Origin of the sequence: Loktanella sp. IMCC34160, from assembly GCF_004145845.1 — a bacterium.
Taxonomy (GTDB): Bacteria; Pseudomonadota; Alphaproteobacteria; order Rhodobacterales; family Rhodobacteraceae; genus SELP01.
In genome coordinates this window covers 95,569-111,473 of the sequence record NZ_SELP01000002.1, presented here as the reverse complement: position 1 = coordinate 111,473, position 15,905 = coordinate 95,569, and the positions used below count along the sequence as shown (strand labels likewise).

Here is a 15,905-nt window from a genome sequence, read left to right as displayed (position 1 = left end):
TCAGCCCGCCGTCCGGTTGGAACGCAGATGGTTCAGCACCTCGTCGCGCGGCCCATCCACGGCCAGCCGCCCGTTTTGCAGGATCACGGTCCGGTCGGTCAGTTGCAGGATCGGCACCCGGTGGGTCGCGATGATCGCGGTCCGGCCAGTCAGCCAGGTTTCAAGGCGGCTGACCAGCGTGGTTTCCAGCGTGGAATCCAGAGCCGCCGTCGGTTCGTCCAGCAGGCAGACCTTCGGGTCCTGCAACCACAGCCGCGCCCAGCCGATCGACTGGCGCTGGCCGATGGACAGCCCCGCGCCCCCGTCCGAAATCGGCAGGTCCAGCCCCTTGGGGTGACCGCGCACGAACGGGCCAAGACCCGCGAAATCCAGCGCCTGAAGCAGCCGGTCGTCATCGCGTTCCAGCATGGTCAGGTTCAGGTTGTCGCGCAGGGTGCCCGCGAACAGTCGCACCTCTTGGCCCAAATATCCGATGTGCCGGCGCAGGTCGCGCGGCATCACCTGCCCCATGTCCACCCCGTCGATCATCACCCGGCCCGAGGCGGGCGGGTAGAGACCGGCAAGGATCTTCAGGAAGGTCGATTTGCCCGACCCGTTCGCACCCAGAACCGCTACATGGCTTCCCGCCGCGATGGACAGGCCGGGAATATCCAGCGCCCGGCCGGTGTCCTCGTCATAGGCAAAGGTCAGGTCGCGCACCTCGAACCCACCGTCGATCTTGTCGCGGCGCAGGTAGGTGCGGGCTGCGTCCACGTCCTGCGGGGCGTTGGCCACCTCGTCCAGCGCCGTCAGCGCCGCCTTGACGTTGGACCAGCGGGCCAGCGTCGCTGCCAGTTGGGTCAAAGGGCCAAGCGTCCGGCTGGTCAAGATACCCACGGCGATGATGGTGCCCACGGTGAATTCGCCCATGAAGACCATGAAGGTGCCCGCCACCACGGCGGCGACATAGGTTGCCTGCTGCACCCCCTGCGCCCAGAAGGTCAGGGTCGAGGCCAACTTGCGTTGTTCGCTGGTTGCCAGCGACGACAGGGCGGTCATTTCCCCCCACAGCCGCCGAAACCGTTCCTCGCCCCGCTGCGCCTTGATCGTGTCCGCCTCGTAGATCACCTCGTGCAGCAGCCGGGCGGATTTCGCGTTCGCCCCCTGCGTCTGGGTGGTCAGCGTGATCATCTTGCGTTGCAGAAAGAACGACGGGAGCACCATCAGCAAACCGCCGATGAACAGAACCCAGACCACATTGCCCCCGATCGAAGCGACAAGCGCAAGGAACAGCACAATGAACGGCAAGTCCGTCAATGTGCCGATGGTCGAGGCGGTAAAGAATTCGCGGATCGACCCGAAATCGCGCACTGCCGAGAACAACTGCGACGGAGCCTGCCGTTTGGCCCCGCCCTGCATGCCGAGGATACGGTCCATCAGCACGGCCTGCACCTTCATCTCGATCCGGCGACCGGCGCCATCCATCAACCGCGCCCGCGCGATCCGAAGGAAGGCTTCCAGCAGCATGGCCAGCCCCGCGCCGATGGCCAGCACCCAAAGGGTCGCCACCGATTGATGCGGGATTACCCGGTCGTAGACCTGAAGCGAAAACAGAGCCACGGCGACCGCAAGAAGATTGGCGACGAAAGACCCCAGCGCCACCTCGATGATATGGCGGCGGAACTTGGTCACCTCGCCCCAGAACCAATGCGGCAGGGCCTCGTCCCTGGCATGACGGCGGGTCAGTTCCTCGACCGGCAGGTCGGCCCGGATCAGGCGGCCCGCGAAATGCGCGTTGAATTCGTCCCACGGCACCTCGGCCCGGTTGCCGGGCTGGGTTGTGTCATGCAGGACGACGGTATCGGCAAAATGTTCCAGAACCAGAACCACCTGCCCCGACGACATCACCGCCAGAACCGGCAGGCGGTCGGCGGGAATGGTCGGAGCGGGTTCGGACCGGGTCACAAGGCCGGTCCGGTCCAGCGCGGCGGGGATCGCCTTGGCGGCGGGAACCTCTGGCGTGGCATCGCCCGCCGTTGTCATCCCGTCCAGCACATCGGCGCGGGTCACATCGACTCCCAGAAGCCCGGCATAGACCACCACCAGATCGGCGCGGGCCTGAATGCGCGACGGCGGTTGGGTTGCGGAAGCCGCGGCAGGTTGCGCTGGCCCAACCCGGATCACCTTGGAGGCCTGCGGCTGGTCCGGCGTTTCTGCTGAGGACAGCCGCGTCAGCTTGCCGCCGCGCGTCGCGTTGATGTCAAAGGCGATGACCGGGCCGCTCATATCCGGGACCCATCAACAAGCGCGCCATGAATGGCGGCGATCTGCACCCGGATGCGGGCGATGTCATAGGCAACGACAACCGCCTCGCGCTCGGTCCGGATCTTGGTTTCGAAAATGCCGACGACCTCGGGCACCGCGCGTTGCCCCTCGGCCAGTTGCGCGGCGAAAATATCGTAGTTGGCAGCGGCCTGAGCGGCCAGTGTCCGGGCCTGATCCTCTTGCCGCAGAAGGCTGGCCAACTGCCCTTCCAGCGCCCGCAGGCGGCGGTTGGTGTCTTCTTCCACCTGTCCGATGCGGGCCTGCGACGCGGCGCGCTCTGCCTCGATCGCCTGAAGGGATGCGCCGGTGCCGAAGCCAAAGCCGTTGGGGGCCGCGACGTTCAGGCCAAGGTTGTTGCCGTCGCCTGTAACCGTGCCGCCAAGGGTCAGGCCGGGCAGAAACCCGGCGCGGGCCGCATCGGCGCTGGCCATCGCGCGGGTCGCTTCGGCATCGGCCTTTACGGCGGCCAGGGGGCGCAGCCCGGCAGGATCGGCCATGGGCGACAGGCCGGACAGCCCGGCAAGCGGTTGCGCCGACATCGCCGACAATTCCGCCATGGCCGTATTGGCCGCATCCTGATCGGCGGCCAGATCGGCGCGCAGCTGGTTCAGTTTCTGGGTCACGACGTTCAGATCGGACCGGTCCGACACACCGCCCCGGACCCGTTCGCGCATGACATATTCGAAATGCTCCATCCGCTCCATCGCGGCGGCATTGACGGCGGCGCGGGCACGGTGCGCCTCGGCGGTCAGGTACAGGTCCAGCGCCTGCCGGACCCGGTCGTTGGTGTCTTCGGCCAGCGCAACGGCGGCCACCTCGACATCCGCTTTGGCGAAATCGCGTTCGGCCCGTTTGCGCCCGTTGTCGAACAGCACCTGTTCCACGAACAGCGAGGTCACCACCTGCCCCAGCGAATTGAGAGAGATCGACGGCCCGAGGGTCGGCAGCCAGTTGCGGCTTTGTGCCTCGGCCCGCAGGCGGGCAGCGCGCAATTCGGCTTCGGCGGCGCGGGAATTGGCCGCCAGCACCGCATCGGTAACCGTTTGAAGCGGTCCGGGCGACAGGACAGACCGGCGGTCGATCAGCCCCTCGATCAGGACCGACTGACTGCCGTCGCCCAGATCGGCGGTCATCGCCTGCGTTGGCTGATCCGTGGGCGCAGTGGAGTCAGAGCCGCCAAGAAAGCCGAAGGCGCCCCGGCTGACCGTGCCGCCCCCATCGGACATGCAGCCCGCAAGGGCAAGAAGCGCGGCGCCCGCCACCCCTGCCCTCAGTATCCGCTGTCCCTGCCTCATGGGTTGTGCCCCAGTCGTTCTTTTAGGCGTTCTGATGGGGGCGACGTGCTCGCCCCCATGCGCGATCAGATGATCGTGTTGTTCACGGTGATCTCGTCCTGGATCACCACCAGCTCTCCTGCCGATCCCATTTCGTAGACGGTATAATCGACCTGATCGATCGTGCGGGTATCGACGATGGTCGCGCCCTGCAGGTTAACGGTGTCGTACTGGTCGCCGTGGATCACCAGTTCGTTAGTGATGCTGGTCAGCGCCTCAAGATCGGCGGCCGAGATCGTCAACTCGCTGTATTCGGCAAAGTTCAGGTCGATCGCGCCGATGTTGATACCGTCCAGCCCCGCATGGGACAGGTCCACCACGTTCGATCCGGCCTCGTCCAGCACGAACAGGGTCGCGTTCTGGTTGCCCGCCGCGTCGGTCGAGGTCACGACCAGTTGCGATCCGTCCGGAACCGGGGCGGCGAAGGCCAGATCGACCTCGTCATAGGCACTGTCGACCGTAGGATCGAAGGCCACCTCGGTCACAGACCCGTCGGCGTTCAGCTGATGCACCTGAAGCGAGGTATCTTCATCCGCAACGGAAATCCCGCGCAGCCCGCTTCGGCCATCGTCGATCCCGGTGATAAACGGGGTTTCGGGCGCGACCGTGTCGACAAGGAAGGTATCGGTGATCGTGGCCGTGTTGCCGACCGCATCCGTCGCGCTGATCGTCACTTCGGCCGTGTATTCGCCAGCCGGAACCTCGGCCGCCGAGAAATCGACCGACCAGCTGCCATCGGCCAGAACGGTCGCCTGATGGGTGACCCCGTTGAAGGTCACGAAGACCGTCGAACCGGGTTCGACCTGACCGGTCAGGGTGATGCCCTGCCCGGCTTCGGTCGCGTTGACCGACCCGTTGCCGGTGATCGTCGCCCCGTTGGAGGACAGCGCGTTGACGACGGTGTCGTAGGCCACCGTGTCAGAGATCGTGTTCACGTTGCCCGCAGGGTCGGTGGCGGTCACGGTCATCGCCAGATCGCCCTCGCCCGTCGGCACGACGGAGGCCGGGAAATTCGCGGTCCAGTTGCCATTTGCGTCCGACGTCGTCGTGACGGTCTGGCCGCCCAGCGTCACAACCACGTTCGAGAAGGGTTCGACCGTGCCGGTCAGCGTCACGAAAGACCCGGACGACTCTCTGCCGCTGATCGTGCCGTCGCCGCCTGCCGGGTTGGTCACAAAGGCAAGGTCATCGACGATCGTATCGATCTGGACGGTGTCGGTGATCGTGGTCGTATTGCCTGCCGCATCGGTGATCGAGGCCGAGATTTGCGCCGTGGTCGTCCCATCGGGGATTTCCGCGTCACTGAACAGCGACGACCAGTTGCCGTTGCCATCGGCCAACACTTGATGGGTTGCCCCGGCCATGGTGACGGTTACGATCATGCCCGGCGTCGCGGTGCCGGACAGCAGCACGCCGCCTTCGGCCTCTTGCGCGTTGATGGTGCCGTCGCCCGCGACCTGATCGCCGTCGATCATGGTCAGGTGCCCGGCCACGGTATCGACCTGCACCGCCTGACTGATGGACGAGGTATTCCCCGCGGCGTCCTGCGCGGTGATCACCAGGTTGGTGTTGTATTCGCCAGCCGCCAGCGTGCCGCCGGGGAAGGTGACGGACCAGTTGCCATTGCCATCCACCGCCGCCTGAAGCGTGCTGCCGCCAAGGTTGACCCAGACGGTCGACCCGGCCTCGACCTGCCCGCTCAGGGTGATCGCTTCGCCGATTTCAGAGCCGTTAACGATATTGTCGCCCGCAACCGGACCAGAGGTCAGGTTCAGCTGGTTCACCAGCGTGTCAAAGGTGATCGTACCCGAGGTGGTTTCGCTGTTGCCTGCCGCATCAACCGCCGTGACCGATACGGTCGACTGGGTTTCGCCCGTCGGCAATTGCCCGGCGGGCCAGGTGGTGGTCCAGGTGCCGTTGCCCGACGCGGTGACGGTCTGGCTATAGCCATTCAGGGTGACCGTGACCTGCGCCCCCGGTTCCGCCGTGCCCGACAGGCTGATCCCATCGGACGCTTCGGCCGCGTTGACAATCCCGTTGCCTTCGACCGTCGCGGTGTTGACGGTCAGGTTCATCTCGGTGTCGATCTGGATCGTGCCGCTGGAGGTCGCAGTATTGCCCGCAAGGTCCGTGGCGGTGGCGGTGACATCGGCCACATAGGTCCCCGGCGCGATATCGCCCGACCCGAACACGACGGACCAGTTGCCATCGACACCCGCAGTGGTGGTCAGGGTCACAAGGCCGATGGTGACATCGACCGTCGCGCCCGGCTCCGCCGTGCCAATCACGGTCACGCCGCCGGCAAGTTCGGTCGCGTTGACGGACCCATCCCCGCCGATCGTGGTGGTGTCCATCCCGATCGTAGTGACAGTGTCCACGGTGATGGTGCCGACGGTGGCGGCACTGTTGCCCGCGCCATCGGTCGCGATCACCGTCACGTCCAGTTCGTACTCTCCACCCGGCAGGGTGCCGGCGGGCAGGATCAGCTCCCACTCGGTTCCCGTCACGGTCGCCTCATAAGTGTTGCCGTTGATTTCGACGACAACGGTCGACCCAGCCTCGACCGTGCCGGACAGGGTGACGGAACCGCCATTTTCCGTAGCGTTTACAATGCCATCCCCGGTGACGGTGCTGCCATCAAAGTCAACCGTCGCAACCGTATCGACAAGCACGGTATCGGTGACGGTCGTCGACCCGTTCCCATCGGTGATGGTCACGGTCACATCATGTTCGCCATCGCCCACATCTTCGGGATCGAAGACAACGGTCCACTCGCCGTTTTCGTCGACTGTCGTGGTCTGCGTGGTATCCCCGTCAATCGTGACGGTGACGGTGCCGCCGGGCGTGCCGGTGCCCGAGATTTCGATCCCGTCGGCGGCATCATCGCCGTTCACCACGGTGCCCGTGCCTTGCGTGCCTTCCTCGATCGTCACGACCGGGCCGGACGACCCGCCGCCGCCATCAAAGACCTGATCAATCAGGATGCCGCCGCCGATAACGGCAGCGCCAGCGCCCAGCGCGCCGCCAATCCCGCCAATCCCGGTCAGAAGGGGCGCGGCCAGCATCCCCGCCTCGCCATCCGCGACCGCGATCGCCTCGTAATTGGCCAGCATCACATCAGGACTGCGCATGAAATACAGGGCGTCGTCCGCGCTCCATTTACCGACAGCGTCCGCGTCCGAATAGGCGGCGTAATAGCTGCCCCCCTCGCCCGCCGAAAGCTCCACCTCGGCCAGAAGACCATCCGCCGACAGGAACAGCCGGTTCTCGGCAATCCCGTCGGGCGTGAAGAACCCCTCGATCACGATCACACGACCGTCGATCAAGGTCAGTTCCAACGCCTGCCCTTCGCGTCGGTAGGACACGACCTGGCTTCGGTGAAGGTTTAGGGAAATTTCCTGGTCAGCGGAGACGATGATGGACTGCATTCCACCCGTTTCACTCGCTACAGACCCGTGCCGAACAGTGCCCGCAGAATCGCGGACAACGAACTCAATCGCTGACATAATACTCACTCCGCCTCATACGCGGGTCCGGGAACAACCGGCCCACTTTTTGTTATCCGACACAATATCTGGAACGAATCACAAATTCTAGGGGAAATTTGAAGGACTTGCCGCTCAATCAGAGGTGGTGGGATCTGCGGGCCGGGTGGCCAGCGACACATCAAACACCGCCCCCAGAAGGATGAGGTAGGCGCTGATGTAGAACCACATCAAAAGCGCGATGACCGCCCCCAGTGATCCGTAGACCTCGTTGTAGCGGCCGAAGTTGGAAAGGTATTCGGAAAAGGCCCAAGACGCGCCGAACCACAGCACCAGCGCGATGATCGCCCCCGGCGTCAGCCATCCGCCCCGCGCGCCCCGGCTGTTCGGGCCATATCGGTAGAGGATCGCCAGGGCCGCCAGTAGCACCCCCAGCGCGACAATCCAGCGGACCCCTTCAAGCATCCGGGCTGTGGGCGCGTTTTCGGGCAAAAGTGCGATGGCAATGGGGGCGCCGACAACCGCAGCGAGCGCCACCAGCGCAACAGCGATCAAGGAAACGGTCATCACAAGCGCGGCGAACAGGTGCCGCAGTCCTCCGCGCGGCGGGTTGCCGAAGATCGCGTTCACACCGCGCATCAACGCCCCGACCCCGGCCCGCGCAGACCAGAGCGCGACCAGAACCGACACAACGGTCGTCCAGCCCAACGTACCGCCCCCGGCGGACAAAAGCCGGGCGATCTGGTCATCAAAGATGGCGTAGACATCCGCCGGGATCACATCGCGCATCAGGTCAAGCTGGGCCTCGACCACTACGGGATCAGAGATAAGGCCAAGGATGGCGATGGTCGCAGCCAGCGCCGGGAAAATCGAAAACAGACCGTAGAAGGCCACCCCGGCGGCGATCAGGTCCAGATCGTTGCGGGTCGTCACCGCGTTCGCCTCGCGCAGGATGGCCCGCACCCGCCCATACCAACCGCTCATGCCCGCTCCTCTGCCACCGAGATGATCCAATCCCGCACCTGCGCCACTTCCGGCGGCATGTCCGCCACCTCGGACCAGACAAGGTAGAACCCCGCCCCCGAGGTCCAGCACCAGTCCCCCAGCCGCACCAGCATCCCCTTGTCGACAAGCGTCTGCGTCACATGCCCCCAGCCAAAGGCCACGCCTTCACCCGCCATCGCGGCCTGAAGGACAAGCGCATAGTCGTTCAGACGCAACCCCCCGCCCCGGTCCGCGTAAGACACCCCGAAAGCGGCGAAATAATCGGCCCAGCCGGGGCGATAGCGAAACGGTTCTTCCAGCGTGATCAGGGCAGACCCGGCAAGGTCCGCGATGCTGTCCGGATGACCGTTCCGGGCCACCCAGGCGGGCGAGGCGACAGGCCAGACCTGTTCCGCCGCGATCAGATGCGACCGGCAGCCTTTCCAGTCCCCCTGCCCGCGCCAGACCGCCAGCGATACGCCTTCCTGCCCCGGATCAATGTCCTTGTCCGTCTGCTGCATCCGCAGGTCGATGCCCGGATGGGCGGCGTGAAAGGATTGCAGGCGCGGGACCATCCAGTAATGCGCAAAGGCCGAAGAGACCGAAAGGGTCACGTGATCTGGCCGCCCCATCTGTCGCAACTGGCGCAGGGTATTGCCCAAGCGGCCAAAGGCCCGTTCGGCATCTTCACCCAAGATCCTGCCCGCCTCGGTCAGGGCGATGGATTTGCGGTTGCGGGTGAACAGCGCCACGCCGATCCGGTCCTCCAGCTTGCGCACTGACTGGCTGATCGCGGGCTGGCTGACGCCCAGTTCTTCCGCCGCGCGGGTGAACGACCCGTGACGCGCCGCGGCCTCGAACGCCAAAAGATGCGGCAGGCTATGCGACAACCCGTCTTTCAATTCATAATTCCTGATTATGATCTACAAAAGAAAATAGGGGGAATACGCGGTTTTGAAAAGGTCATACTTTGGCACCCGTTCCACGGAGTCCCACATGACCGAATCCCGCCGCACCCGATCCGCCCGCCGCCGCGACCGGGGCACCGACACCGGCCCACAGGCCGCGCCCGCCTCGCCCTATATCCGGCGGGTTCTGCCCTTCTTCGATCCGCTGGACGAAGACCAGTTGGAAAAGATCGACGCGCAGGTCGATTGGATCATAGAAAACATCGGCATCGCCTTCCGGGACGACCCGGAGGCGCTGGAGATCTGGCGCAAGGCGGGCGTCATGCCCACGGGCGAGCATGGCGACCTGATCAAGGCCGACGCGCAGATGATCCGCGCGCTTTGCGCCAAGGCCCCGCGCGAGTTTACCCAAGTGGCCCGCAACCCTGCCCGATCGGTGGTCATCGGCGGCAACAATCAGGTCTTTGCCCCGATCTATGGCGCCCCCTTTGTCCGTGATCTGGAAGGCGGCCGCCGCTACGCCACCTTCGACGATTTCGAAAAACTGGTGAAGCTGGCCTATATGCTGCCGCAACTGCACCACACCGGGCTGGTCATCGCCGAGCCGACGGACGTTCCCGTGTCCAAGCGGCATCTGGACATGGTCCACGCCCATATGACCGTGTCCGACAAACCCCACCTTGGCGCGATCACGGAAATGAGCCGGGCGCAGGACAGTGTCGACATGGCCGAAATCCTGCACGGGCGGGAGGTGATGGACAGCAATTGCGTCATCATGGGCAACGTCAACACGAACTCGCCCCTTCTGGTGGACAAGGTCGTGACCGAGGCCGCGCGGGTCTACTGTGGGCGCGGTCAGGGGTTGATCGTTGTGCCGTTCATCCTGTCCGGCGCGATGGGTCCGGTCAGCACGGCGGCGTCGGTCGCGCAGGCCATGGCCGAGGCGATGATGGTCTGCGCCTTCACCCAGTTGATCCGCCCCGGCGCGCCCTTTGTTCTGGGCAATTTCCTGTCCTCCATGTCGCTGAAATCCGGGGCGCCCACCTTCGGGATGCCGGAACCGGTCATGTCCAACTATGCTATCGGTCAATTGGCCCGGCGGATCGGCTTGCCGCTGCGCTGCGGCGGGTCGCTGACCGCCTCCAAGATCGAGGACGCGCAGGCCGCCTATGAAAGCGCGGACAGCATGCATTCAACCATGCTGGCGGGCGCGAATTTCGTGCTGCACGCCGCGGGCTGGATGGAAGGTGGGCTGTGCACCGGGTTTGAAAAGCTGGTGATGGATGCCGACCGGCTGGGCGGCTATCAGAAAGTGCTGGATCAGGGGCTTGATTGCTCGGACGAGGCCTTTGCCCGTGACGCCTATGCCGAGGTGCCCGCAGGCGGCCATTTCCTCGGCTGCGCCCACACAATGCGCAACTACCAGACGGCGTTCTATGAACCTGCCCTGTCGGACAGCGAAAACGTGGAAAGCTGGGAAGAGGGCGGCAGTCTGGACATGCGCGCCCGCGCCCATGCCCGATGGACCAAGATGCTGCGCGACTATGAAGCGCCCGCCATTGAAATCGCGACGAAAGAGGCGCTCGACGCCTTTGTCGCCAAACGCAAGGAAGAGCTGCCCGACGCCTGGTATTGACCGGCCCGCGCAGAGATCAGGAGACCCCAATGACCGATGACAACCTTGTCCAATCCACGCTGAACAAGCAGACCGACGACAGCAGCCGGGGCAAGCCCCTGCCCTCCCACGCCAAGGCCGTGATCATCGGCGGCGGGGTCGTGGGCTGTTCGATCCTGTTCCACCTGTCAAAATTCGGCTGGAAGGACGTGATCCTGCTGGAACGGAATGAACTGACCTCGGGCTCTTCCTGGCACGCCGCCGGGCAGATCCACACGATCAGCTCTGACCCCAACATCAGCCGCCTGCAAAGCTATACCATCGGGCTGTACAAAGAGATCGAGGAACTGTCGGGCCAGTCCGTCGGCCTGCACATGACCGGCGGCTTCTATCTGGCGTCCAACAAGACCTGGTATGACTACCTGAAGCGGGAACGGTCCAAGGCCCGCTACATGGGCCTGCATCAGGAATGGATCGACCTGAAGGAAATCGCCGACCGGCATCCGCTGATCGACCCGAAACATTACTACGCAGCCCTGTGGGACGATCAGGACGGCGATCTTGACCCGTCCGGCACCACCTATGCCTTCGCCAAGGCGGCCCGCACCTTTGGTGGCCAGTACTTCACCCATACCCCGGTGATCGGCACCACCATGCGCCCCGATGGCCAGTGGGAGGTCAAGACGGAACGCGGCACGGTCATCGCCGAGCATGTGGTCAACTGCGGCGGTCTTTGGGCGCGCGAGGTGGGCCACATGGCCGGGCTGAATTTCCCGGTTCAACCGATGGAACACCATTACCTGATTACCGACCGGATCGAAGAGATCGCCAACGCCGGCCGCCGCCTGCCCTGCGGCATCGACTACGAGGCGAACATCTATTTCCGGCAGGAACGCGACGGGATGCTTCTGGGCACCTACGAGCCCGTCGGCACGCCGTGGAAGGTCGGCGGCACCCCGTGGGAGTTTGGGCACGAACTGCTGCCACCCAAGCTGGAAAACATCGCCGACCGTCTGGAACTGGCCTTTGAACGGGTGCCCGCACTGGCCGAGGCCGGGATCAAGGACGCGATCAACGGCCCCTTCACCTTTGGCCCGGACGGCAACCCGATGATCGGGCCGGTTCCGGGAATGCGCAACTACTGGTGCGCGGTGGGCGTCATGGCGGGCTTCTGCCAAGGGGGCGGCGTCGGCCTGACGCTGGCCGAATGGATGATCGACGGTGAGCCGTCCATCGACGTCTGGGCGATGGATGTGGCCCGCTTCGGCGATTGGGCGACCCCCGACTGGGGCACCGTCAAATCGACCGAAAACTACGAACGCCGCTTCGTGATGACCTTCCCCAACGAAACCCTGCCCAAGGGGCGGCTGCAAAAGACCACGGCCCTCTATGACCGGCTGGTGGCCAAGGGCGCGCGCATGGGTCAGGGCTTTGGCCTTGAACATGCGCTGTGGTTCGCCGACGGGCCGGACGACGCGCATGAAACCCCGACCTTTGAACGCAACCGCAGCCACGACTATGTCGCGCGCGAGGTGAAGGTCGTACAAGAGGCCGTGGGCGGGATCGAGATCGCCAACTTCGCCAAACACGAATTCAAAGGACCGGGCGCGCGCGCCTATCTTGACCGCATTCTTGCGGGCTATGTGCCGAAACCCGGCCGCCTGACCCTGACCCCGATGCTGACCCCCAAGGGGCGGCTCTATGGCGATCTGACGGTCGCCTGTCTGGCCGATGATCACTTTATGCTGTTCGGGTCTGGCGCCATGCAAGAGGCGCACCGCCGCTGGTTCACCCGCGATCTGCCCGCCGATGTCACTTATGCCAATGTCAGCGACGATTGGCACGGGATCGCCCTGTCGGGGCCAAAATCGCGCGCGTTGCTTCAGCGGATCACCCGCGAGGATGTCCGCGCCGAGGCCTTCAAGTTCCGCGACCTGCGCCAGACCTTCGTCGGTGGGGTGCCGGTGATCCTGAACCGGATCAGCTTCTCGGGCGAGTTGGGCTATGAAATCTATTGCAAGCCGCAATACCTGTTGCGTCTGGCCGAGGCGGTCGAAGAGGCCGGGGCCGATCTGGGCTATCGCTGGTATGGGGCGCGGGCGCTGATGTCGATGCGGCTGGAAAAGGGCTGGGGCGTCTGGACGCTGGAATTCCGGCCCGACTTCAACGCGGTGGAAAGCGGCATGGACGCCTTCATCAACTGGAAGAAGGATTTCGTCGGCAAATCCGCAGCGGAAAAGCAGCGCGCGACGGGCCCCGCCCGCAAGCTGGTGACCATGGTGATCGAGGTCGACGGGATCGACGTATCCGGCGACGAGGCCGTGCTGCAGGACGGCGCAGCGGTCGGCTACGTCTCCTCGGGCGGCTATGCCCACCGGACCGGCCAGTCCATGGCCATGGGCTACGTCGCGACCGAGGCCGCCACGCCGGGAACCGTCCTGTCGGTCGAGATCTTGGGCGAGATGTATCCCGCCACCATTCTGGGCGCCCCCGCCTACGACCCGAACGGCGGCAATATGCGCAGCTGATCGCCTGCCCCCGGCGGAAAACTGGCCGTCGGGGGCTACCGGCCCCCGCCCCTTGGGGCTATTGTCCGCGCGAGTCGGACAAGGGGCAGCAGATGTTGGATCTCACACCGCAAATCAACAGATTGGCCGAGGCAGTGGACGCAGCCCGCATCGAGGGTCAGCGCCTGCTCGTGGCCATCGTCGGCGCACCCGCCAGCGGCAAATCCACCCTGTCCGAGGAACTGGCCCGCCGACTGAACGCCCAGAAGCATCCGGCGCAGGTCGTGCCGATGGACGGGTTCCATCTGGACAACCGGGTGCTTGAGGCGCGGGGTTTACTGCCCCGCAAGGGCGCGCCGGAAACCTTTGACGCCGCAGGCTTCGTCCACATGATCCGCCGCCTGAAAGCGGGGGAAGAGGTCGCCGTGCCGGTCTTTGACCGCGCCCGCGACATCGCCATCGCCGGGGCCGTCATCATCCCCGCCGATCTGGAGGTGGTGATCGTCGAAGGCAACTACCTGCTGTTCGACGAGGCCCCGTGGTCCGACCTTGCCCCCCTGTGGGACGTCACCGCCCGGATCAGCCCGCCGATTTCGGAACTGCGGGGGCGGCTGATCCAGCGCTGGCTGACACATGGGCTGTCCCGCACCGCCGCGACCCGCCGGGCCGAAGGCAACGACATCCCCAACGCCGAACGGGTCATCGCCCGCGCCCTGCCCGCCCAGATCGAGTTTTAGGAATGTGGGTATCCGTATTTCGTGGTGGATTGGACCGGGTTCAGAGCGCCACAGAAAATTCGGACTGGGGTGATGAGAGCAGGACGGGAAAGAATGCTCCCAGGCCAAAACGGACGTTGAAAACTCATTAAATGCTGCAGTCGCAGCCCGCATAGCCGCGGTCCGCTGTATGCGCGGGATCTGAGGACGCTCGACCTCAGACATCGCGGGACAAAGCGCCAATCGGCTGCCACTACGCCAAAGCCTGGCTTGCTTGGACGACTAAGGGCATCCGGTAGGGTGGAGCCTTGTCCGCACCGTTCTACCGTCGCTTTTCATCCCAGCAGCGTGATGCCGTGTGGCTGCTCGACGCGATGGAAATTTATCCAGGGCCTCAGTTTTCAATGCTGCAATGGTCAAGTCTTGGCAGATGGCCGAACCGCGGTCTGTAGGTTTTCGAAGATTCGGAAGCGAGCCTCGTGCCATCGGCGCACCGCACCGCCTTTCGGCTCGTAGCGGGTTGAAAACCTGGACATTGCGGCCATGGCATCGGGAATATTCCGCGTCACGCCCCCGGCCACGCTGCCCAGAATGGCGGCCCCCAGAAGCACCGGTTCCTCGGCCTCGGGTGCGGCAACCTCCACCCCGGTCGTATTCGCCAGCAACTGCCGGACAACATCGCTGCGCCCCGCACCGCCGCTAATCACGATCCGCCCGACTGGGGCTCCTGCGCGGGTTTGGGCTTCGATGATCTGGCGTAGGCCGTAGCCGATCCCGCACAGCCCGGCGACGTAAAGTGCGACAAGGCTGTCGAGGTCCTGCTCCATGCCCAGCCCGGCGATGATCGCACGGGCATGCGGGTCGGCGAAGGGGGCGCGGTTGCCGAGGAATTCAGGGACAACGTGAACGTCTTGGGCCAAGCTTTCCAGATCCGCCCCATCGGCCACACGCTGCGCGACCTCGGTGGCCATTCGATCCGGGAGCGACGTGCCTGACGCCTCCGCCTCGGCCCGTATTTGTGCAGCAAGCGGATGGAGTGCCAAGAGCGCCTCGATCGCGGCCCCGGCCGCGGATTGGCCACCCTCGTTCAGCCACAACCCCGGCACCATTGCCGAATGATATGGCCCCCAAACCCCCGGTACAAAGACAGGCTCTGCCGTCGTCGTCATGGTGCAGGAAGACGTGCCGAATACATAGGCCATGTTCGCTTCGGCCCCGCCGCCGCCCTCTGCGCCGATGCTGCCGACACCGCCTGCATGGGCATCGATCAACCCCGCCCCGACGGGAGTTCCGACCCGCAAGCCCAGAGCGTTCGCTGCGGCCTCGGACAGGCCCGCGCCGAGCGCGGATCCCGCCGGCACGATCGAGGTCCCGATGCGGTCAAACCCCTCATCAGCCAGCTCAGGCAGCCCGATCTGTCGGAAATACCCGGCATCCCATGCGTCTTCATGGGCCATGTAGGTCCATTTGCAGGTGACTGTGCAGACCGATCGGGACAGGTCGCCGCTGGCCCGCCAGGTCAGGAAATCGGTCAGGTCCATGAATTGCCAGGCCCGCGCAAAGACATCGGGCAGGTTCTCTTTAAGCCACAGAAGCTTGGGCGTTTCCATCTCGGGCGAGATGCGCCCGCCCACATAGTCCAGAACCCGGTGACCCGATGAGTTGATCCGCTCGGCTTGTTCAACCGCGCGGTGGTCCATCCAGACGATGATGTTGCGTTCGGGATGGGCCGGGTCTCCCACCGGAAGCGGCGTGCCGCCCTGCCCCAAGACCACCAGAGAACAGGTCGCGTCGAAGCCGATCCCCGCAACCTGTTCCGGGTCAGCTCCGGCCGCAGTCATTGCTCCGCGTACCGACGCCGCAACCGCTTGCCAGATATCTTCGCTGGATTGTTCGGCGATGACGCCGCCTTCGCGATGCATGGCGATGGGGTGTTTCGCTGTACCGATCATCTGCCCGTCAGTGGTAAAGACGCCGGCGCGGGCGCTGCCCGTCCCGACATCGACTCCGATCAAAAGGCGCGGGTCTGTTTGCGTCGCTGTCATTGCCCCG

9 protein-coding genes are annotated in these 15,905 nt (G+C 64.9%); 3 read left to right on the top strand and 6 right to left on the bottom strand.

What is annotated here, in order from left to right; genetic code table 11:
• The 5 genes from EU803_RS04860 to EU803_RS04840 form a co-directional block, all read right to left on the bottom strand.
• Complete coding sequence (locus EU803_RS04860; RefSeq protein ID WP_129680373.1) at positions 1 to 2,265, bottom strand: ATP-binding cassette domain-containing protein; 2,265 nt, start codon at positions 2,263 to 2,265, stop codon at positions 1 to 3.
• Positions 2,262 to 3,599, bottom strand: a complete 1,338-nt coding sequence (locus tag EU803_RS04855; RefSeq protein WP_129680370.1) for a TolC family protein — start codon at positions 3,597 to 3,599, stop codon at positions 2,262 to 2,264. The genes EU803_RS04860 and EU803_RS04855 overlap by 4 nt, the downstream gene beginning before the upstream one ends.
• Before the next feature lie 65 nt (positions 3,600 to 3,664).
• Complete coding sequence (locus EU803_RS04850; RefSeq protein ID WP_129680368.1) at positions 3,665 to 7,144, bottom strand: Ig-like domain-containing protein; 3,480 nt, start codon at positions 7,142 to 7,144, stop codon at positions 3,665 to 3,667.
• Positions 7,145 to 7,258: 114 nt separating this feature from the next.
• Positions 7,259 to 8,107: a YihY/virulence factor BrkB family protein gene (locus tag EU803_RS04845; protein WP_129680366.1), complete on the bottom strand. Its 849-nt coding sequence runs from the start codon at positions 8,105 to 8,107 to the stop codon at positions 7,259 to 7,261.
• Positions 8,104 to 9,009: a LysR substrate-binding domain-containing protein gene (locus tag EU803_RS04840; RefSeq protein WP_129680364.1), complete on the bottom strand. Its 906-nt coding sequence runs from the start codon at positions 9,007 to 9,009 to the stop codon at positions 8,104 to 8,106. The genes EU803_RS04845 and EU803_RS04840 overlap by 4 nt, the downstream gene beginning before the upstream one ends.
• Before the next feature lie 94 nt (positions 9,010 to 9,103).
• Between EU803_RS04840 and EU803_RS04835 the strand changes: the two genes are divergently transcribed.
• The 3 genes from EU803_RS04835 to EU803_RS04825 all read left to right on the top strand — a co-directional run bounded on the left by EU803_RS04835 (position 9,104) and on the right by EU803_RS04825 (position 13,874).
• The gene (locus EU803_RS04835) at positions 9,104 to 10,651 is read left to right on the top strand and encodes a trimethylamine methyltransferase family protein (RefSeq protein WP_129680362.1); all 1,548 of its coding nucleotides are present in this window, start codon (positions 9,104 to 9,106) and stop codon (positions 10,649 to 10,651) included.
• Between the two features lie 29 nt (positions 10,652 to 10,680).
• Positions 10,681 to 13,158 (top strand): FAD-dependent oxidoreductase, encoded by a 2,478-nt coding sequence (locus tag EU803_RS04830; RefSeq protein ID WP_129680360.1) that lies wholly within the window; start codon positions 10,681 to 10,683, stop codon positions 13,156 to 13,158.
• Between the two features lie 92 nt (positions 13,159 to 13,250).
• Positions 13,251 to 13,874, top strand: coding sequence for a nucleoside/nucleotide kinase family protein (locus EU803_RS04825; protein WP_129680358.1), 624 nt, complete (start codon positions 13,251 to 13,253; stop codon positions 13,872 to 13,874).
• A gap of 395 nt (positions 13,875 to 14,269) precedes the next feature.
• Here EU803_RS04825 and EU803_RS04820 read toward each other — a convergent pair whose 3' ends face one another.
• Complete coding sequence (locus EU803_RS04820) at positions 14,270 to 15,898, bottom strand: FGGY-family carbohydrate kinase (RefSeq protein ID WP_129680356.1); 1,629 nt, start codon at positions 15,896 to 15,898, stop codon at positions 14,270 to 14,272.
• Between the last annotated feature and the right edge of the window lie 7 nt (positions 15,899 to 15,905).